The sequence below is a fragment of the Romboutsia ilealis genome, from assembly GCF_900015215.1.
Classification (GTDB): Bacteria; Bacillota; Clostridia; order Peptostreptococcales; family Peptostreptococcaceae; genus Romboutsia; species Romboutsia ilealis.
The window spans coordinates 1,095,714-1,116,355 of the sequence record NZ_LN555523.1 but is presented as its reverse complement, the minus strand read 5'-3'; the positions used below and the strand labels follow the sequence as shown (position 1 = coordinate 1,116,355).

Genomic DNA, 20,642 nt, shown 5'->3' with positions numbered 1-20,642 from the left:
ACAGGAGTTCCTGTCTTTTAATTTTAATTAAGGAGATATTATATGAAAAACAACTTAAATTACTTAAAAAATAATTTAAATTTATGTGGTTATACTTTACTTAGAGTAACAAATAATAAAATTCTTATATTTAAATCTTTTTATAAATATACTAAATGTATATATATATCCTGTATAGATGACTATGTAGAAGTTAAAATAGATAAAGTATTTGATACTGAAATTTACCCTGAATATATTGAAAGATTGATGATTACAAAGAAATGTTTTGATAATATTTGTGATTCTTTAAAGTATATTCAAAGAAGTATAATTGTATAGTTGAGTTTATTTAGCTATTTTATATTGATAGTACTTTTTTTATATTGCTTATATGTTTATTATCTAATATAGACTATCAATTCAATTTTATAATAATATTTGGCTATATTTTAATATAATTTTGAAATTATATACTTTTTGAATAATAAAAAAATCAAGAGCTTTATTTACTTATTCATAAAACTCTTGATTTAGTTCGCATTATATTAATATTGTTCATTAAATCTATTATATAAATTGAAACTTATAAGTCTTTCTTGAAATAAACCATATCAGTTAATTGCTTTCCACATTCATAAATTGGATTATCATAATTATCTATAAAGAAATTTTTAATTCTATGAGACTCTATAAATCCACATCTTTCATAAAAAGGTACTGTTAACGGACTATCACCTGTTCCTACATACATAGTGTCACAATCATTTTTAAAGTATTTAAAAATATACTCAATCAATTTTTGTCCATATCCCATACCATGAAATTCTTTATAAATAGCAATATTTTTTATTTCATAGGTTCTATTATCCTCTTTAGTCACTACACAAATTCCTTTTAAACCATCATCATACATTGCAAACATAATACCTCTTTCAAGATATTTATCAATCATATTTTCTTGTTCATCTGCTAATAATAACAAATCTAAAAAATATTTTTTATTATCTTTTACTATTTCTATTTTCATTCTAAAACTCCCTAAAATAATTTAATCATCAAATTTCTATTTATCTATATCATATATAAATTATATTTAGTTCACAATATACAACAATTGCGAAGTTAAATATATTGTATCATTTTCAACACTAGTTTAAAACATAGCCTAATATTTAAATTTTATAATTTCACTTCTTTACATACTTTTATTTTAATATTTCTATTTTATTACTCTATAAAAATTCTCTTTTTATTAATATATCCTATGTAGAAATAATTAAATATATTGACAAATAATCTATAGTTGTTTATTATTGTATTAATCACTTAATACAATAAGGAGGGAGATATATGTCTTTTGAATTTGATAATAATAAACCTATATATCTTCAATTAGTAGATATAATCAAACTTAAGATAATATCTAAAGAGCTAAAACCAGGCTCTAAGTTAAGTTCTGTAAGAGATATGGCTCAAGAATTTGGTGTAAATCCTAATACTATGCAACGGGCATTATCTGAACTTGAAAGAGAAAATCTTTTATACAGTCAAAGAACAAGTGGAAGGTTTGTAACCGACAATGAAGATAATATAAATCAACTGCGTGAAGAAGTAGCTAAGGTTGAAATATTATCTCTATACAATATACTTACTAAACTTGGTTACAAAAAAGAAGAGCTAATAGAATTAGTGATAAATAATTTAAAGGAGATGAGCTAATGGACAATATCGTTGAAATTAAAAATGTATATAAAAGTTATTCAAAAAAAGAAGTTATAAGTAATATGAATTTAAATATTCCTAAAGGAAAGATTGTGGGACTTTTAGGTCCTAATGGAAGTGGTAAAAGTACTTTAATAAAGCTTATAAATGGGTTGCTTCAACCTAATAGTGGTGATGTTTTAATAGATGGTATAAAGCCTTCTATAGAAACTAAGCGTATAGTATCATATTTACCTGAGCGAACTTATCTTAATGATTGGATGAAGGTTTCTGATATTTTAAACTTTTTCAATGATTTTTATGATGATTTTAATATGGATAAAGCTATGGATATGGTAAAAAGTCTTAATATAAATATTAATGAAAAGCTTAAGACTATGTCTAAAGGAACTAAAGAAAAAGTTCAGTTAATACTTGTTATGTCAAGACATGCAAAGCTTTATATATTAGATGAGCCTATTGGTGGTGTTGACCCTGCTGCTAGGACTTATATACTTAAAACTATTATTACAAATTACTGTGAAGATAGTACATTATTAATAGCTACTCACTTAATAAGTGAAATAGAAAATATATGTGATGATGTAATTTTTATATCTAATGGTAATATTATTTTACAAGGTAATGTAGATGAAATCAGAGAAGAAAAAGGAAAGTCTATAGATGCTTTATTTAGGGAGGAATTTAAATGTTAGGTAAGTTATTAAAATATGAATTAAAAGCTACTTCAAGAGTATTTATACCTCTTTATATAGCAATACTTGTTGTCTCTATAGTAAATGGATTATCATTAAACTTAGAAATATTCAATATTCAAGGCTTAGCAACTATTATACTTATGTGTTTATTTATTTCATTATTTGTTATTACTATAGTTGTTACTATACAAAGATTTAATAAAAACTTACTTAAAGATGAAGGTTACTTAATGTTTACCCTTCCTGTAAGTTCTAAATCACTTGTTCTATCAAAATATTTAACATCATTAATATGGACATTTTTAAGTTTTGTTGTAGCATTTTTATCATTTAATATAATATTTATAATACCAACTTATAAGTATTTTGATTTTAGTTACTTTGTAAATGAATTTAATTTATTGTTTTCAAATATGTTAAATCTTAATATACTAGGTCAATTTATTAAGATAATATTATTAATGGTTATTAGTTATACAATCTTTATATTTAATGTATATTTATCTCTTTCAATTGGTCAGTTACCAATATTTAATAGGTTTAGAAATATATCTTCATTTATAGGATTTTTAGTTATTAACTTACTTATATCTTATGCTCAAAATACAGTTAGTTTATTTGTAAATGATGCTTCTGTAAATATTGAAGCTATTGATAATATTAATTATGCAATTAGTAGTGTAACATCTATTGTTTCTAAAGGTCTTAATATAGCCATAGTAATTAATCTAATTATAATATTAGTATTATTCTTTGCAACAACTTATATATTAGATAAAAAATTGAATTTAGAATAATAAAAGGGATTATAACTTTGATAAGTTATAATCCTTTTTAATGTAAAAATTAATACATAAGTGTTATATTTTAACTCATAAATAAATCTATTATATCGTCTTTAGATAAATTCTTTAATGTAGAGCTATTATCTAAGTTTCCATTAATAACATCTTCTATAAGCTCTTTTTTAGTTTCTTGTAAGTTTATTACTCTTTCCTCTGCTGTATCTTTTGCTATAAGCTTTATTACATTAACTACATTCTTTTGACCTATTCTATGAGCTCTATCACTTGCTTGGTCTTCAACAGCTGGATTCCACCATGGGTCAAAATGAACTACTATATTTGCACTTGTTAAGTTTAACCCTGTTCCTCCAGCTTTTAAAGATATTAAGAATACTTTGTTATTATTTGTATTAAACTCCTCTACTAGCTTTACTCTATCTTTGGCACTAGTTTTACCGTCTAAATAGCTATATGGTATATTTTCTTCATTTAATCTTTTACCTATAACTTCTAGTACTTTTGTAAATTGAGAGAATACTAGTATTTTTTTATCACTTGAATCTTTTATAATGTTAATTAAAACATCTAGCTTAGAGTTTCTACCTTGGTAGTTTTTAACCATAAGTTCTGGTGATAAACATAGTTGTCTTAATTTTGTTAAATATGAAAATACAGTTATATTATCTTGATTATTTTCTTTTATTTTTCTAGTTATAAGGTTTACATATCCTTTATATGCTCTTTTATGTTCTTTTTCTAAGTCTATTATAATTTTTTGCTCTATTTTATCTGGTAATTCTGTTATAACTTCTTTTTTAGTTCTTCTTAATATAAATGGTTTTATAAGATTTTTAAGCTCTATAATATTTTTATCGTTATTTACAAATATACTTTTAAACTTTGATTTATTATATAAGTATCCTGGCATTATAAAATCAAATATTGACCAAAGTTCCATTAAGTTATTTTCTATAGGTGTTCCAGTTAATGCAAATCTAACTTTAGCATTTACATTTTTTATAGCTTTTGTAATAATTGCATCTGGATTTTTAATGTTTTGGGCTTCATCTATAATACAATAATCAAAGTTTATATTTTTATATTTATCTATATCATTTTTATAAGTTGTATAAGTAGTTAGTATAACATCGTAGTTATCTATATTATCTAATATCTTTTCTCTTTCACTTTTTGCTGCATGTAAAAGTCCAACTTTTAATGTTGGAGCAAATTTTTCTAATTCATTTTTCCAATTGTATATAAGGGCTGTTGGTGTTATTACTATGCTTTTTTTATCTTTATTAGATAGTAAAAAAGCTATTGTTTGTATAGTTTTACCTAGACCCATTTCATCAGCTAGTATTCCTCCAAACTCATAATCTGATAAAGTTTTAAAGAACTCAAATCCACTTACTTGATAATCTCTAAGAGTTGCATTTAAATCTTTTGGAATTTCATAATTTTTACTTTTAACTTTATTAAATTTCTTAACTACATTAGATACATATTTACTACCCTTTACAAAGTTTAAATCTTCATCTTCTATAAGTTTTTCTAAGTATATAGCTTTGTTGTTTGGTATTTTCATATTATCAAAGTCATTGTATATATTTAATATATCTATTAATTTAAATGCTTGTTCTAGGTCCTTATCTTTTAAGTCTAAGTAAGCACCATTTTTCATTCTATACAATCTATTATTGCTTTTATATGAGCTAAATATATCTCTGTATTCATTTGAATCTACTCCATCTATATCTAGCTTCATATTCATATATCCATTTCTTGATTGAGATATATCCAGAGTTATATTAGGATTTATAGTTATATTTTCGTCTATATATTCATCATTACTTTCTTTATTTAAATTCTCTAATCCATTTAATACCGTAGCTACTATATGGCTACATATTTGAGGTTTAGTATTTGATAGTAAACTATGACAATCACAACTCATATTTGATATTACTCTTGTTTTTGTGTTTATACTTATTATTGCGGTGTAGTTGTTTCTATGGTTTTCATCTATTACAGTTGCATAAAAAGTTATATTATCACCATCTACTTTTGAATAATCATTTATAACTAAATTTCTTTTAAAGAAAGAAAATCCTGTATTAAATTTATTTTTATCTGTATGAGATCTTATTATTTCTTCTATTAAATTTGAGTACATTTTTATGTCCTTTCATTTTTAGCGTTAATCTCTATTATACTCATAATTTTTATATTTAGATAGATATAAAATTATAAAAATTATCTTCTTAGAATCTAAAGTTAAACTATATGATATTTTAGATAAAGTTAATAAATTTAAATAAATAAAAACACTTATAGATAAAAGATTTACTTTTAAATATAAGTGTTTTACGTAATATTAATTAAATGACTTAACTAACATACCTGCAATTTTTTTTCCTAATTCTAAGCACTCTGTACAATCATCCTCTAGTGCTTCATGGATTATAAGACCATCAAACATTACATCGCAACCATACTCTTCCATTCTGCTCATCCAGTCTCTCATCCATTCACCATCGCCCCAATCGTAAGAGCCAAACAGTACTGCTTTTTTGCCTGATACCTTACTTGATATACTTTCTATAAATGGTTCAAATTCACATTCTTCTAGCATTTCTGCTCCCATAGCTGGGCACCCTAATATTATTATGTCTTCATCATTAAATATATCTGAATTAGCATGAGATACGTCTATTACTTGAGCTTCTACTCCATTTTCTTTTATCCCTTGCGCTATTAAATTTGCCATTTTTTCAGTGTTACCTGACCCTGACCAATATACTATTTTCATCCCTTTTCCTCCCTATTATTTATATATATCATTTAACTAATTGATATTAATTATCATTATCGTTAATTAAATAATATATTGTTTTTTTATCAATGTCAACTAAATTTTTACGTTTAATAAAAAATTCGCTTCGCTTGAGCAAGGTGTCGGCGAAACACTTTAAGCCCTTAGTTATTGATATTACTTATATTCATAGATTATCAACAAATATAGCTATGATATAATTTACTTATACGTAAAAAAGCTACAGATAAGTTTTATATAAATCTTATCTGTAGCTTTTTTATTTTATATGTCTATTTAAACATAGCGTTATATTCTTCTTCGTTCTTAGGAACTGTTATTTCTTTATTTTTTAACTTTGTAATTGTTTCTTCAACTAAATCTAATATATCTTGAGAAACTAAGTTTTTAGTAGTGTCAGGTACTCCTACTGCATTTTCTTCTAATCCATAAGTTGTAGTTGTTCCACCTTCAAATGTTCCGTTTACATATGATTTAACTGTTTCAAATACACCTGCATCAACTCTTTTTATAGCTGAAGTTAATACATTTTGAGGTGCTAAATCACTTTGGTCTCTATCAACACCTATTGCATATTTATTGTTTTCTTTAGCTGCTTCTATAGCACCTGTTCCAACGTCTCCACCACAAGTGAACACTATGTCTGCACCATTTGTGTACATTTGGTTAGCTATAGCTTTACCTTTTGCTTGATCTGTAAATGAGTTTGCATATTGAGCTTGAACTTTAGCATCTGGGTTAGCTGCTTTTACTCCTGCCATATATCCATATTTAAAAGTATCTATAACTGGTAACTCCATACCACCTATAAATCCTACATTATTTGTTTTAGTAGTTTTACCTGCTATTAAACCTGCTAAGTATGCTGATTCTTCAGCTTTAAATAATATACTCTTTACGTTGCTAGCATCAATTTCTTCATCTACTAGTACGAAGTTTTGGTCTGGATATAACTCAGAACCTTCTTTTATTGCTTCAGATAATTTCATACCTACTCCAAGTATTAAATCTACATCTTCATCAACTAATGTTTCTATGTTTGTTGCATAGTCTGAATCTTGTTTTGATTCTAAGTACTTAACTTCTATACCTAATTCTTTTTCAGCCCTTTGAAGTCCTTCCCATGCACTTTGATTGAAACTTTGGTCGTTTACTCCTGCTACGTCTGTTATCATTGCTACAGTTATTTTATCATCTGATGCACTTTCATTATTTCCCGAACATCCTACTAATAATGATGCTGATACCACTGTTGCCATTGCTAATGTTGCTATTTTTTTAAATGTCATCTTTTTAACCTCCACTTATTATGTTTTCCAAAGTTAAAAGATATTTGCAATAAAAAATCCTTTTACCTACAGAGATAAAAGGATAGTAAGTTCATTTACACTTAAAGCTATTCAAATATCTTTTTAGTCTCTCTGTACCAAATTAAAGTTTTTCTTATCATTATTATTACATTTTTATGAAATTCTGTCAATATAGTTTAAAATATTTTTTAATTTTTATTATATCGGTAAAAAATTGTTTAATCGACAAAACAATCGATTTCTTTTCAATACAGATAATGCCTTTATACCAGATAAAAATGTACTGATATAAAGGCATTTATAATTTATATATTATAACTTCACTTTATCTTCTAGTTTTAGTAAAGCCTCATTCATTCTCTTTATTTTAGTTTCTTCCTTTTTAGCTGATGTTATCCAAGTTATATACTTTTTCTTTTGAGAGTATGATAAACTGTTAAAAAAATCTTTAGCATTGTTATTTCCATTAAGCATACTTTTAAATTCTATAGGTATTTCAACAATACGTTCTTCTTCATCTTTTTCTATTTCTACAGATACAGTATCACCTATTCCTTTACCTATTTTCTTTCTTATTTCCTTTGTAAGCCCTATTATAAAGCATGGCATACCCATTCTTACTATAGATCCTCTATAATCTATATTGTCAAATTTAGCCTTTACCTTTACTCTTTTTGCACCAAATTCTTTTTCTACATCAAAAGGTATTTCTATAAATGTTGCATCTTTATTTTCAACTTGTTGTATTATTGCTTCAAATTTATAAGCCATTTATTTCCTCCAAATCATTTATGATAAATTTATTTAACTAAACTTACCATTCCTAGATTCATAAATATTTCATGCATCTTTTCATTGTCTATATTTAAGGCTAAACTATCTAAATCCATATTTTGTATTTCTTCTATATCAGTTTTTATAGTTGCTAATTTTTTACTAATAATTGCATCTTCTTTATATAGTAATAAGTTCTTTAAAGGAGATCTTTTTATACCTAGGCTTTCTTTAAAGAATGTTAAAAGTTCCTTTTCTTCATTTTTGCTTAAGTTTTCTATATTCTTATATATTTCCTCTATAGAACCATAATGTGCTATAAGTGGTCTAGATGAAGTAGGACCTACATTTTTAACACCTTTTATGTTATCTGACTTATCCCCTTCTATGGCCTTTGCATCTATAATTTGAATTGGTTCTATTCCTTTAAAGTGTTTAACATACTCTGGTGTATATTCAAATATCCCACTTGGAACATTGATATTCTTTTTATCTATACCTATTTCTTTATACATATCATCAGCTTTACTTGTTACCATCCATAATTTAGTATTATCTGATACTAACTGAATATAATCTTCATCTTTCGTGTGTAAATATATAGGTATATCTTTTTCAAATTTCTTAACTAAACTCCCAGCAAAATCATCTGCCTCATATTTAGTATGAGAAAATACAGGTATATTTATCTCTTGCAGCAATTCAGTTAATAACTTAAATTGACTTTTAAGTGGATATGGTGTTTCACTTCTATTTGCTTTGTATTCTGGATCTATTTCTCGTCTAAATGTGTTTCTACTTCTATCAAGTACCACTGCTAAATGTGTTATCTTTTGACTTTCAATTAATGGAAGTAATGTTTTAAAGAACATATATATTCCATTTGTATATTCTCCATCTGGAGATTTCATTAATTTTGTATATGCAAACTCTTTTTGTTCTTCTGTTTTTGCAAATAGTAAATCTCTTGCAGTTGCATAAAAACTTGTTGATAAAAGTGAAGATCCATCAACTATTAGTAATTTATTTTCTTTTATACTATCATTTTCATTAAATATATCTTCATCCATTTCAACTTCTTCAAGTGAGTCTAAATAGTTTTCTTCAACTAATTCTATTTTAACTTCTACTTCTTTTATAGGATTGTTTTTAATTCTTAAATCTGTATTTAATCTAGAGCCAACATAACTATTTAATCTTATATAATCGCTTCTTTCTAGGCCTGATGCCTTTATTTCATCTTCATTATATAAACTTATTTTAACTTTTTCTATATGTTTTAAGTGCTCTTCATCTATGATGTATTTATCATTTTGTGTAGTAGATATATCTATAGTTTTAGTTTCTAATATTATATTTTCTTCTTTGTTTTTATTTTCTAAAAAATCGAATAAATTTTCCATATATTCTCCTTTTGTTATCTTCTTTAATATAATAATACTATTTTATTTCATTTATGTAGGTTTGTATATATTATTAGCTATTTATTTATTTTATTTTTTATGTTTTTCTTTTTTCCTACTAGGATATTTAATATCTAATTTCTTTCATTTTTCAATAAAAAACCACTTATCTATTTGCCATAGAAAAAGTGGTTTAGAATTCAAGTTTAAACTTAGATTATCTATGATTACTACAGTAATAAACTATTTTATTTAATATCTAAATTTATAGCCTTATCTTCATATTTTATAATATGGTTATATTTAGGATTTGTAGAATCTTTTTCTCTATAATATTGATATGGAACTATTTTTATACTACTTAATTTATTTATATCTGATTGATATACGTTTAACTCCATATTCATATATGTTCCTTCAGCATTACCTCCTCCACTGCTTCCACCACCAATTATATTTCCGTCTTGGTCTTGTAGTTCAATATCTATGTATCTATTTTCGAACTCATATCCTTCTCCCATTTTTATATTATAAATTAACTTTGTAGATACAGGTGATATTCTCAACATTTTAATATCTAATTCTGCCTTAAATCCTTCATCTTCTAGCTTTATATTTTTATTTATATCATAAGTTTTAGTTTCATCTTTAATCTTATGTCCATTTACAATAAAATTAAATTCCCACTTCCCATCTATATCAATAAAATTATCATACTTTGCTCCAGGTAATAATCCAACTTGATGTATTCCTATTTCTTCAAATACTACTTTCATTTCATAATCTTTATTAACATCTATATTATCAAGTAATTGATAATTTTCAATATCAGCATATCCATCATCATTGTTATCAATTGAAGTTAATGATATTGTTGATAAGAAGTCTTGTTTTTTTTCTTTTTCCTTTTCAAAAATTGTGCTAGTACTATCTAAAATAAATTTTTTATTATCAATATATACACTTGCTTTATTCCAATAATAGTTTTTATGTTTGTACAATCCCTTCTTTAAACTACTTTCATCAAATTGAGAATGGTCCATATTCATACTTAGTAATATCTGCCCATCATCTAATAAAACTTCATATAGTGTCATCTTTATTCCCTTATCTTCTACACTTTCATTAATACTCACTTTATAACCATTAAATTCATTTTCTTTCTTACCAAAATACTGTTCTATCTGTCTTCCTATATTTCCAAATACTGCCCATACTCTATCATTACTTAATGTTACTATCGAAATTGATACACATACACTAGATGCAATAATTAACTTTTTTAACTTATTTTTTTTGAATTTATTTTTAGTTTTAATTTGTGTTCTCATTTTTTTCTTTAATTTATCTTTATCAATATTTAAATCCTCGTATTTATCTAAATCCATATCAATATTATTTAATAGTTTAAAATTATCTTTCATAATTTATATCTCCTTATAATTTAAAGTTTTTTTTATTTTCTTTCTACCCCTAGATAACCTACTATATAAGTTTGTAACATTTGTTTTATTTGTTTTAGCTATCTCCTCAAGTTCATAACCCTCAATATAATATTTAATAAATAATTCTTTATCTTTATGATTTAGACAACGTAAAATATCTTCTACATCTTCATTTATCTCTAATTTTACTAAGTTTTTATCTATATAGTAAATTTCATTGTTTATTTCTGTTTGTTCATATTTAGCTAAATACTTTTTTCTGTAATTAATTGATTTATATTTAGCAATGGCACATATCCAATTTTTAAAGGTGTTTTTATCCCTATCATATCCATCAATACTTTCCCAAATAGATAGTAAAACATCATTTATACATTCTTCTTCGTAATTTATTAAAGTCCCCAGATGGTTTCTTACTACTGATGCTATAATTCCACCATAATTATCTATCAGCATATCCATTCCCTTAGGATTTTTCTTCTTTATATATTTAATTAATAGGTTATTTTGCAATTTATACTCCTCCTAATATTTTATAAAAGCTTTTACATTATTTAATTCAATTTTAATTAATAAAATCTGACACAAATAAAAAAATAATTTTCATTATTTTTCTATTTGTAACTCATTTAATGATTATATATTAAAAAAGCACAAAAAAAGATGCCATAACTATATTTATAACACCTTTATAAAACTATCATTTATGCTATTTCTAATTCACATTATATAACAAATACGATTTAAACTTATATTTATTTGTTGCTTTTTAATATGTAGCGACTATCTAAATTTAAATTAATCATTACGCCAATAATTCCGATAACAAATCCTAAAAGAATCCCCTTAAACCCACCTATTATATCTGAAATACTAATTATTATACATAGATATAGATAATCGACTATCCATTCAAATATATTTTCTTTTTTCAAAACAAATATTGAATTACATTTTTCACATTCTATTCTACCGTCTCTTGTGAATATAGATTTTAAATTTTGATTAAGATTAAATTTTTCCCCACATGATTTGCATATTCTCATATTATGTCATCCCTTTCATTTTTATTAATTTACTCGTATTATATAACAATTAATACCTTTATTATACTTATAACACTAACTAAATACTTGTATTAAAGTATTTTATCAATTTTTATCTCTAAATATATTGATATTACTTTAATACACAGATTTTAAAGCGTTATACTTTATCTTACTTATTCATACTATAGTATTTAATGGTGGTGTTACTGACATATCATCCCCTTTATCTAATGAATCTATAGCTTTCATATCTTCACTAGAAAGTTCAAAGTCAAATATGTCTATATTCTCTTTTATTCTGTTTTCGTTTGATGACTTTGGTATAGGTATAACTCCTTTTTACATATGCCTTTTCTATCTATATTATTAGTTATTTACTTTATTTTTTAGATTTTTCTCTACTAGGACATTTAACACCTAATCTCTTTTATTTTTTCAATAAAAATAGGAGTATATGCTCCTATTTATTTAGTTCGTAATAATATTAATATTGTGAACTAATTTATATTATTGTAGTATTTATAATAAATATTATTAATCCTCTAAAAAATCTTTTAGTTTATTAAATTCTATTATGTATTTTTCTTTTACTAAGTTTACTATATTAACTGCTGTTTCTTCATCATACATATGAGATGTCCTATTTCTATCTAACATCATCTCTATCCATACATCACCATTATTTATCAGCTTATGTTTAAATGCACATCTTATTGTACTTCTTGGTGCTAGTGCTTCATCTAGTATACCTTGATCTTCTAGGTATAGCTTCATTACTTTCCAAGCTTGTTCAAATGTAAATTCAAATCTTTGTATAATCCCATCTATTATAATATCATCTGATATATCCTTTTTAAGAGCTTCTTCCAATCTTTTTAATGCCTTATAGAAGTCTTCTTTTCTTTCATCTAATTTTTTAGCCATTATATATTATAATCCCTTCATTTTTTATATTTTCAATTAGTTTTTCTTTCGTTAATTCATTAAAATTTAGTATATCAAAACTTAGAGGTGTATTTACTTCTTCTATATCCATAGTTACTTTCGCTTGTATTAAATGGGTTATTTTTTCTCCGAATAAACATAAATCTATATCTGAATTATATTTATTATCTTGTCTAGCTCTTGAGCCAAATAATATTACTTGTTCTATTTCTTTATATTTTTTAAATATACTCTCTAACTCTAATCTTAGTTTTTCTTCAATCACTTAATCACCTCTTACTATAGAATACTAAATATCTATTTACATTCTTTATTATATATTTTTGTATTTACTTTATCTACTAATCCTATTAATTTTATATACTATTTTTTGTTGAATAAGTCTTAAACTTTAATATAAAATAACTTACAAGAGAAAGTACTCCCGTTATAAGTGAGACTTGAGTATATGCCTTTGTACTGTTATCATCTAATTCTTTTTCATACACAGTTTTTGCATTTACTCCTGATGAACTTAAACTTGTGTTTCCATCCTCCATATCTGCTACATGTAATCTAAAATTAAATAATATTGAATACATCCTTATTTAGTAGGATATAACAATTATGAATGTATCTATATTATAACATTTATTTAGTATGTTTTTGTTACTTTGTAATCAAAAATAGGAGCATATGCTCCTATACATTTAATTGGTAATATATTAAGATTTCCTTTTTCTCATTTTATAACAAATATATATTAAGAATATTTCTAAAAATATATTAGAAATCATAATACAATTAGCAAATACCCTATATGAACTTTCACTTTCAAACAACTGGTATTGCCAATTAGACCTTAATAATTCATTGATATATCCAACAAATAATCTTGATGATATAAAAGCAATAATTATAGCAAATATACCTATAAGTATCCATCTAATACTAATTTTTATTTTTGTTTGATTCATTCCTTTTGCCCCATTTATTTTATTTTTTATTATATAGCTATTTCTTTACTATTTTAGATAAAAAATTACCAATATAGCAAATTACTTTATATCCAATAAATATAATAAAAATCCCTAATATAGTATTTAGTATTTGAAAAAATAACTCTACTGAAATAGTAACCATAATATAATTCTCCTTTCCTTGTTCCTATATAAATTTTTTCAATAAAAATAGGGGTATATGCTCCTATTCATTTAGTTCGTAATAGATTAAAATTGTATATTTAGCTTATTTTAAATAAGTCAGACTTTATTATATTTTTATCTTTATCTAAACTCTTAACTAGTTTTAGGTTTATAAATTGACCGATTTCATAAGAATTAAATATCTCTTTATCATTTATTTCATAATTACTACCTTCGTATTCTAATTCAATAGTATATGTATTCGGTAGCACTGATGGAAGTATAGCTCCACCAATTCTTATAATAGTACCTTTAGAAAATGTTTTATTTATTATTTTCATTTCAACAATATATTCTTCAGTAAATTTTATTATAGATTTTAAGTGGTTTTTATTATTATAATTTTTAATTTCTAAAAATATTAAATATATACTTCCAAAAATAATAATTATTATCCAAAATAAATTTTCTATTAATAACTTCATACCTATTCTCCCAAATAAACTTTTTCATTCGTATTATATAACAATTAATACCTTTATTATACTTATAACATTAACTAAATACTTGTATTAAAGTATTTTATCAATTTTTAACTTTATAAATATATTGATATTACTTTAATACACAGATTTTAAAGCGTTATACTTTATCTTACTTCTTCATATATGGTATTTAATGGTGGTGTTGTTACTGACATATCATCCCCTTCATCTAATGAATCTATTGCTTTCATATCTTCACTAGAAATTTCAAAGTCAAATATGTCTATATTCTCTTTTATTCTGTTTTCGTTTGATGANNTCGTATTATATAACAATTAATACCTTTATTATACTTATAACACTAACTAAATACTTGTATTAAAGTATTTTATCAATTTTTAACTTTATAAATATATTGATATTACTTTAATACACAGATTTTAAAGCGTTATACTTTATCTTACTTCTTCATATATGGTATTTAATGGTGGTGTTGTTACTGACATATCATCCCCTTCATCTAATGAATCTATTGCTTTCATATCTTCACTAGAAATTTCAAAGTCAAATATGTCTATATTCTCTTTTATTCTGTTTTCGTTTGATGATTTTGGTATAGGTATAACTCCTTTTTGCATATGCCATCTTAATACTATTTGTACTATTGATTTTTTATATTTTTGCGATAAATCAATCATTAATTCATTAGATAATACTCTTCCTCTACTTATAGGACTCCACGCAACTACTTTAACATTATTATCTTTGCAGTAGTTAATAATATTATTTTTAGTGCTAAAAGGATGAATTTCTACTTGGTTTACCATTGGCATTATTTTTGCAGTTTTCTTTAGTTCTTCTAAATGCTCAATTTTAAAGTTACATACTCCGATAGCTTTTATTTTTCCTGTCTCATATAAATGTTCAAATGCTCTCCAAGTTTCAGCGTTTAATTTATTTGGCCAATGTATTAAATATAAATCTATGTAATCTACTTGTAGGTTATTTAATGATTTGTTAAAAGCTTCGATAGTGTTATCATAACCATGATCATCATTCCAAAGTTTAGTTACTAAAAATATATCTTTTCTATCTATACCACTTTCTTTTATACCTTTACCTATTCCTACTTCATTGTTATAAAATGAAGCAGTATCTATCATTTTATATCCTAGATTTAAAGCATTTTTAACTATTTTAGCTGTTTCTTCATCATTCCCTGATTTATATGTTCCAAATCCTATTGATGGTATTTTTACTCCATTACTTAATAACATAAATTTTTCAACCATAAAACATTTCTCCCTTTATATTTTTTAAATATATCCTTATTATATTTTACCATATATTTCAAATTACTTTATATACATTATTTTAGCTTAGTAGTATTATAGGTTTAATAATTGCATATATATTTATAGCTTGATTTATTTTTATAAATTTGGTAAATACTCTTTCTATGATAATTATTTTAATATTTAAGTTTAATAATTTGGAGGTAACAAAAATGATGCGACTATTACATAAATATGTTGATATACAAAAAGATTTTTTTCTTGATTTATCAAAAAAATTTAAAGAAAGTAAAATTGAAATTAGTAATTGTGATTTAGAAAAATTAAAAACATATATAAGAATACCTAGTGAATCAAATCGAGTTGCATTTGTAAATATATTAGAAAAATATATTTTTACTTATAATGTGCATGTTAATGATTTTAATATAAGTCAATATTTACTAGTTGAAAGCAGTAATGAATTTCAACACAATGCCAATATCTTCTTAGATGATTACTTAGAAAGATAATATATTTATTTTTTAAATATTAAATTTTTATTTTGTAAAAGTCATTATATCCCAATATATTTTATGTCACTTTAAGCAAAACTATAAGTAACTTATAATATTAAAAAGGGAGTTGATTGAATGAATGACCAAAAAATTAGCACTTTAAAGAAAGTTCTTTCAACCACATTAATAATGATTTTATTAGGTTCATCTTTTGTATTTTGTGATGAAAATCCAATATCTAAAAATACAAAACTTATGCCCTCTGGTGAAGTTATTGAATTGGGTGTAAAGCTAAAGTATCCTATTGTAAGAAGTAAGCTAAATCGTAATAAAACCTTAAAAGAATCAGATATACTATTATCTATAAAATTAAACGATGAGGAAATTGTTCCAAGTCGTAAAAATATAGAAAAAACTATGAGAGTTGAAAATTTACCTTTGAAAGCTACTTGTTATAGAAAAGGTAAAGTTAAATCAATAGATATAACATCTGATGATCTTAGGGATTTTGAATTTGGTTATTATTCATATTATCTAGGAACTGTTACAGCAATTGATTCTGAAGGTAATTTTATAGGGTTATCTCATAATTTAAAAGATGAACAAATGCCTTTTGATTTTTTAGATAATGCTGTTTATAAAACATGTTATGTTCAAACAAAGAAAAATACTCTATTTAATACTGGATATTTAGTTACAAGTGCAGAGGGTGATAAAATAGGTAAATTTACTGGTACTGGAGATGGTGGTATATGTGGAAAATTTGAAAGCTACACATATAATCCTAATTTGGCTTTTGAAATAGGTACTCCAAAGGTAGGTACTGCTTATTTATATTGTAAGTCTCCTGTAACTAATGAGTTAAAGATGCATGAGATTGAGATATCTCAAGTTGGGAAAGAAGTTTCTCAAATAAAGATTATTGATAAAGATTTGTTAAAATACCGTGGCGGTATAGTTCAAGGTATGAGTGGTACTCCTATAATTCAAGATAATAAGATTGTTGGTGGAGCTCGTGCTGTTGTAAAGTCTAATAAACGTATTGGTGTTATGACAAATATAGATTATATGATTAAAAATTGTAATAAATGATGAGTTTAGACCATAGGTAGTGATTTGCTACCTATGGTATTTTATATATATTATAAGCTCTACAAAATGCACCTATTATATTATCTTTTAACTGTGGATTTTCCTTATTACCACTATTTAAACTATTGAACTTTTGCTTTCCCTTACTTGTTATATTTATTTACATTCCCGCTACACATTGAAGTTTAACTTGTTCCATTACATCCTCAATAGCCTTTTCACTTTTATTTGGTGGATAATCATATTTCTTTAACAATTTCTTAATATGCATTCTCATCTTTGCCTGTGCTTGCTTTCTTTCATGCCAAGCGGGACACATATTCTCTTTAACAGTTTTAGTTAAATCCTTTGCAATATTTATCAAAATATCATCTTCCATACTAGCAATTACCTCTGGATCTGCTGTTAATACATCAAAAAATGCCTTTTCTTCGTATGTTAAATCTATTTCATCTCCAGATTCTATAGCTTTTAATAACTCATGCTTAAATTCTACTAAAGCTTCTAATACTTCAAATACATCTTTTTCATCATTACGGTTATTGTACTTTTCTATTATCTTTTGTAGTTTTTCACTAAATGCTCTACTTACAATAATATTCTTTTGCTTTACTTGTTCTACTTTATCCTTCATAGCTCTCATTAATATATTTGTTGCTATATTCTTTTGTGGTAACGCTCTTAGCTTATTTATATTATCTTCATTTAATAAATCAAAAGTTTCTTGTGAGCCTGCACTAGTTAAAACAATTACCTCATCACCTATTATAGCTTCTTCTAACATTTTTGATATTCTAGCATTTACTTCTTTTAAATCAGGCTTTCCTGTTCTTGTTGTTTTCATAATAAATGACCTTACTGCCATAAAAAATGCTATTTCATCTTTGGTTCTTTTTGATAATAGAGCTGTACATATTTTATAAACATCTTTTAATTTTTTAGTTTGTTCCATAAAGATATTTTTTCTTTGCTCTATAAATTGAACAAATTCTGCTCCATCTCTAATTAATTCATACCTTACTTTATCACTATCACCAAAGAAAGGCTCATAATCAAACTTATGAAACTCATTTCTTAGTATCTCTAATATATCTAATGCTATTATCTTAGCCTCTTCATTTTCTTGTATCTTATCTTGGTCTCTAGTTGTATAAGTTTTAAGTGCATCAAATAACTCTTTTTTAAGACCTATATAATCAACTACTAAACCTCCACTTTTACCAGGATATACTCTATTTACACGAGCTATTGCCTGCATTAAGTTGTGAGCTTTCATAGGCTTATCTATATACATAGTATCAAGAGAAGGTACATCAAAACCTGTTAGCCACATATCAACTACTATAACTATTTTAAACTCACTTTCTAAATCTCTAAATTCATCTTCCCTTTGCTTTTGAGTTTTCTTAGTTCCTATTAGCTTTGCCATTTCTTCACTATCTTGATTATTTGTTGTCATAACCATTTTAACCTTATTATTCCAACTAGGTCTTTGCTCTAGAATTTCCTTATACATCATATATGCTGCTTTTCTTGAGTATGCAACTATCATAGCTTTTCCTGCTACTAAGTTTTCTCTATCTTCATAGTGAGCTATTATATCTTTTACAACTTGTTTTATTCTATCTTCATCACAAATAATTTGCTCCATACGAGACATTTGCTTTTGACTTTGATCAACTATATAATCCTCTACACCTTCATTAACTTGCATATTATAATATTCATTATCTATTAAATCCATTTGATGTCTATCTAGTTTAACTTTAGCTAGTCTTGATTCATAATATATTTTAACAGTAGCTCCATCTTCTACTGCCTGTGTCATATCATATACATCTATTAAATCACCAAATACTCCATAAGTAGATTTATCAGTTGTTTCTATAGGAGTACCAGTAAATGCTATATATGTTGCATTAGGTAGAGATTCTCTTAGATATTTTGCATAACCATACTTTATCTCGCCAGTATTAGTATCTAGCTTTCCATCTATATTGTATTGAGTACGGTGAGCTTCATCTACCATTACCACAATATTTTCTCTATCACTTAATAATCCAGTTTCTTCTACGAATTTTTGAATAGTAGAAAATATTACACCACCAGTTTTTCTTCCTTCTAGTATTTCACGTACATCCGCTCTACTTTCACATTTTATAGGTTCTTGTCTTAAAAACTCATATGCTGAACAAAAAGTATCATATAACTGACCATCTAAATCATTTCTATCAGTTATTACTAATATAGTTGGATTGTTTAACTTATTATGCTTTACTAAGTTACCTGCTAAGAAAGTCATCGAAAAACTCTTACCACTTCCTTGTGTATGCCAAACAACTCCTGCTCTACCATCATTTTTTACTGCATTAACTACTGAATTTATAGCTTTTTTCATACCATAGTATTGATGATATTGAGCCATTATCTTTCCCTTTGGAGTAAATAATATGAAGTTTTTTATAATATCTAATAATCTATTTTTATCAAACATGCCATAAATTAAGGTATCTAAATTTCTATAATCTATAGAGAATAAATCTTTTATTTCTTCATCTCCATTAACTTTTTTCCATGCCATAAATCTATCTATAGGTGCTGTAATAGTACCTGCTTTAGTGTTTACACCATCACTTATTACTAAAAATGCATTGTAGTAAAATAATGATGGTATATGAACTTCTTTGTAGTTCATTAATTGTTTGTAGGCATCTTCAATATCTACTTCTTCACGAGAAGTACTTTTTAGTTCCATACATACTATTGGTATACCGTTTATGTATATTATTACATCTGGTATTTTTTTATTTCCATCTTCCACTATTTCTAATTGATTTACTACTAAAAAGTCGTTATTTTCTATATCGTCATAATCAATTAATTTTATAGTGTAATACTTTGTTTCTCCATTTATAAAGTCTGTTACTTCCACTCCTTCTGTAAAGTATTTGTGAAATAGCTTATTGTTTGTAAATACGTCATTAGTTTCAAATGTACGTATTTTTCTTATTGCTTCTTTTATTGAACTTTTTGGTATTTCTTTATTTATATTTATAAGGCGTTCTTCTAATCTATCTAGTAGAAGAACTTCTTTATTATCTCTGTTTAAGTTACTTCCATGTATATATTTGTAGTCAATGTCTTTTAGGTATTCTATGACTACATTTTCTAGGCTTTCTTCTGTAAACATCATCTTCCCC

Annotated in this window: 23 protein-coding genes; 6 read left to right on the top strand and 17 right to left on the bottom strand. The window is 25.0% G+C overall.

Features of this window, described 5'->3' with window-relative positions; genetic code table 11:
- Positions 1-42 precede the first annotated feature (42 nt).
- The gene (locus CRIB_RS05305) at positions 43-321 is read left to right on the top strand and encodes a hypothetical protein (RefSeq protein WP_180703486.1); all 279 of its coding nucleotides are present in this window, start codon (positions 43-45) and stop codon (positions 319-321) included.
- A gap of 244 nt (positions 322-565) precedes the next feature.
- Here the strand turns inward: CRIB_RS05305 and CRIB_RS05300 are convergent, their stop codons facing one another.
- Entirely contained in the window at positions 566-1,009 is a 444-nt protein-coding gene (locus CRIB_RS05300; protein ID WP_180703485.1) for a GNAT family N-acetyltransferase, read from the bottom strand.
- Between the two features lie 323 nt (positions 1,010-1,332).
- Here CRIB_RS05300 and CRIB_RS05295 point away from each other — a divergent pair, with 323 nt between their 5' ends.
- Genes CRIB_RS05295 through CRIB_RS05285 form a run of 3 tightly spaced genes read left to right on the top strand, consistent with a single transcriptional unit; the run spans position 1,333 to position 3,199 of the window.
- Positions 1,333-1,701 (top strand): GntR family transcriptional regulator, encoded by a 369-nt coding sequence (locus tag CRIB_RS05295; protein ID WP_180703484.1) that lies wholly within the window; start codon positions 1,333-1,335, stop codon positions 1,699-1,701.
- A complete protein-coding gene (locus CRIB_RS05290; RefSeq protein ID WP_180703483.1) occupies positions 1,701-2,399 on the top strand; it encodes an ABC transporter ATP-binding protein in 699 nt (232 codons plus the stop codon). The genes CRIB_RS05295 and CRIB_RS05290 overlap by 1 nt, the downstream gene beginning before the upstream one ends.
- Positions 2,393-3,199, top strand: a complete 807-nt coding sequence (locus CRIB_RS05285) for an ABC transporter permease (RefSeq protein ID WP_180703482.1) — start codon at positions 2,393-2,395, stop codon at positions 3,197-3,199. Before CRIB_RS05290 ends, CRIB_RS05285 begins: the two co-directional genes overlap by 7 nt.
- 70 nt (positions 3,200-3,269) lie before the next feature.
- Here the strand turns inward: CRIB_RS05285 and CRIB_RS05280 are convergent, their stop codons facing one another.
- The 15 genes from CRIB_RS05280 to CRIB_RS05205 all read right to left on the bottom strand — a co-directional run bounded on the left by CRIB_RS05280 (position 3,270) and on the right by CRIB_RS05205 (position 15,850).
- On the bottom strand, positions 3,270-5,363 hold the full coding sequence (locus CRIB_RS05280) for a DEAD/DEAH box helicase (RefSeq protein ID WP_180703481.1): 2,094 nt from the start codon (positions 5,361-5,363) through the stop codon (positions 3,270-3,272).
- Between the two features lie 201 nt (positions 5,364-5,564).
- Positions 5,565-5,999: a flavodoxin gene (locus tag CRIB_RS05275; RefSeq protein ID WP_180703480.1), complete on the bottom strand. Its 435-nt coding sequence runs from the start codon at positions 5,997-5,999 to the stop codon at positions 5,565-5,567.
- A 296-nt stretch (positions 6,000-6,295) separates the two neighbouring features.
- Positions 6,296-7,312 carry a BMP family lipoprotein gene (locus CRIB_RS05270; RefSeq protein WP_180703479.1) on the bottom strand — a complete coding sequence of 339 codons (1,017 nt, stop codon included), beginning with the start codon at positions 7,310-7,312 and terminating at the stop codon, positions 6,296-6,298.
- Between the two features lie 333 nt (positions 7,313-7,645).
- Entirely contained in the window at positions 7,646-8,104 is a 459-nt protein-coding gene (locus tag CRIB_RS05265) for a YdeI/OmpD-associated family protein (RefSeq protein ID WP_180703478.1), read from the bottom strand.
- A gap of 29 nt (positions 8,105-8,133) precedes the next feature.
- A complete protein-coding gene (locus CRIB_RS05260; protein ID WP_180703477.1) occupies positions 8,134-9,510 on the bottom strand; it encodes a 5'-3' exonuclease in 1,377 nt (458 codons plus the stop codon).
- 248 nt (positions 9,511-9,758) lie between these two features.
- A complete protein-coding gene (locus CRIB_RS05255; RefSeq protein WP_180703476.1) occupies positions 9,759-10,934 on the bottom strand; it encodes a DUF4179 domain-containing protein in 1,176 nt (391 codons plus the stop codon).
- A gap of 3 nt (positions 10,935-10,937) precedes the next feature.
- The gene (locus CRIB_RS05250) at positions 10,938-11,468 is read right to left on the bottom strand and encodes a sigma-70 family RNA polymerase sigma factor (RefSeq protein ID WP_180703475.1); all 531 of its coding nucleotides are present in this window, start codon (positions 11,466-11,468) and stop codon (positions 10,938-10,940) included.
- Between the two features lie 242 nt (positions 11,469-11,710).
- Positions 11,711-12,001: a hypothetical protein gene (locus tag CRIB_RS05245; protein WP_180703474.1), complete on the bottom strand. Its 291-nt coding sequence runs from the start codon at positions 11,999-12,001 to the stop codon at positions 11,711-11,713.
- 180 nt (positions 12,002-12,181) lie between these two features.
- Positions 12,182-12,328 (bottom strand): aldo/keto reductase, encoded by a 147-nt coding sequence (locus CRIB_RS12825; RefSeq protein WP_408638566.1) that lies wholly within the window; start codon positions 12,326-12,328, stop codon positions 12,182-12,184.
- A gap of 210 nt (positions 12,329-12,538) precedes the next feature.
- Positions 12,539-12,928 (bottom strand): nucleotidyltransferase substrate binding protein, encoded by a 390-nt coding sequence (locus tag CRIB_RS05235; RefSeq protein ID WP_180703473.1) that lies wholly within the window; start codon positions 12,926-12,928, stop codon positions 12,539-12,541.
- Complete coding sequence (locus tag CRIB_RS05230; protein WP_071120636.1) at positions 12,921-13,214, bottom strand: nucleotidyltransferase domain-containing protein; 294 nt, start codon at positions 13,212-13,214, stop codon at positions 12,921-12,923. The genes CRIB_RS05235 and CRIB_RS05230 overlap by 8 nt, the downstream gene beginning before the upstream one ends.
- 91 nt (positions 13,215-13,305) lie before the next feature.
- Positions 13,306-13,530 (bottom strand): hypothetical protein, encoded by a 225-nt coding sequence (locus tag CRIB_RS05225; RefSeq protein ID WP_180703472.1) that lies wholly within the window; start codon positions 13,528-13,530, stop codon positions 13,306-13,308.
- A 123-nt stretch (positions 13,531-13,653) separates the two neighbouring features.
- Positions 13,654-13,905: a hypothetical protein gene (locus tag CRIB_RS05220; RefSeq protein WP_180703471.1), complete on the bottom strand. Its 252-nt coding sequence runs from the start codon at positions 13,903-13,905 to the stop codon at positions 13,654-13,656.
- Positions 13,906-14,171: 266 nt separating this feature from the next.
- Positions 14,172-14,558 carry a hypothetical protein gene (locus CRIB_RS05215; RefSeq protein ID WP_180703470.1) on the bottom strand — a complete coding sequence of 129 codons (387 nt, stop codon included), beginning with the start codon at positions 14,556-14,558 and terminating at the stop codon, positions 14,172-14,174.
- 455 nt (positions 14,559-15,013) lie between these two features.
- On the bottom strand, positions 15,014-15,850 hold the full coding sequence (locus tag CRIB_RS05205) for an aldo/keto reductase (protein ID WP_180703469.1): 837 nt from the start codon (positions 15,848-15,850) through the stop codon (positions 15,014-15,016).
- Positions 15,851-16,065: 215 nt separating this feature from the next.
- Here CRIB_RS05205 and CRIB_RS05200 point away from each other — a divergent pair, with 215 nt between their 5' ends.
- Both CRIB_RS05200 and CRIB_RS05195 read left to right on the top strand, forming a co-directional pair.
- Positions 16,066-16,365, top strand: coding sequence for a hypothetical protein (locus tag CRIB_RS05200; RefSeq protein WP_180703468.1), 300 nt, complete (start codon positions 16,066-16,068; stop codon positions 16,363-16,365).
- Between the two features lie 120 nt (positions 16,366-16,485).
- Positions 16,486-17,442, top strand: a complete 957-nt coding sequence (locus tag CRIB_RS05195) for a SpoIVB peptidase S55 domain-containing protein (protein ID WP_180703467.1) — start codon at positions 16,486-16,488, stop codon at positions 17,440-17,442.
- A gap of 160 nt (positions 17,443-17,602) precedes the next feature.
- Here CRIB_RS05195 and CRIB_RS05190 read toward each other — a convergent pair whose 3' ends face one another.
- Positions 17,603-20,632, bottom strand: a complete 3,030-nt coding sequence (locus CRIB_RS05190; RefSeq protein ID WP_180703466.1) for a type I restriction endonuclease subunit R — start codon at positions 20,630-20,632, stop codon at positions 17,603-17,605.
- Positions 20,633-20,642: the final 10 nt, after the last annotated feature.